This window comes from Isoptericola croceus (assembly GCF_029382255.1).
Classification (GTDB): Bacteria; Actinomycetota; Actinomycetes; order Actinomycetales; family Cellulomonadaceae; genus Isoptericola; species Isoptericola croceus.
The window spans coordinates 1-576 of record NZ_JARLLG010000023.1; the positions used below are offsets into that span (position 1 = coordinate 1).

General features: G+C 64.8%; 1 protein-coding gene. It reads right to left on the reverse strand.

What is annotated here, in order from left to right:
* Positions 1–208 precede the first annotated feature (208 nt).
* Positions 209–576 (reverse strand): hypothetical protein (locus PZC42_RS20600; protein WP_277213930.1); only part of this gene is annotated, 368 nt, incomplete at its 5' end.

Below are 576 nucleotides of genomic sequence, written 5' to 3' on the forward strand. Positions count from 1 at the left end.
CCACAGGGTGTAGTCGTAGAGGGCCTGGGCGCGAGGGTCGTCGACGAACTCGCCCGCAGGCGGCTGATCGTCCTGCCACATGACCTCGGGGTTCACCTCCAACGGCTCAACAGAGCAACCCGTCAGACCCGTGGCAGCCAGAACCACAAGCACCGGGGCGATCAGAACACGGCGAAGGGCAGCAGAACGCAAAGAAGGTCGCCTACTCTCAAGGATCGGAGACAAAGTTCCGGAACGTGTGGAACTTGTCGGCATTGGTGTTGAAACTCAGCTCCCGGTAGGTGGAGTCCTCATCCAGAACGTCAGGACCGAGCCTGCCAGCCTCGACGGCGGCAACGACGAACTCGTCCAGCATCGCGGCACGATCAGCGTCGCGTTGATCAAGGTCCTTGACCTCGCTGCCGAACGCCTCGACCTCGTTCTGGGCGAGATCATCGGCGATCTGGCCGGCAGCCCCGTTGACCGCTGCCCCCCAGGTGACGGCACCTGCAGGCCCACCCCCGACATCGATGGCCCCGAAGGGCACCGCCGCCAAGCTCACCGCATCCCGCACAGCGTCGTCATCGCGGCGAGCGA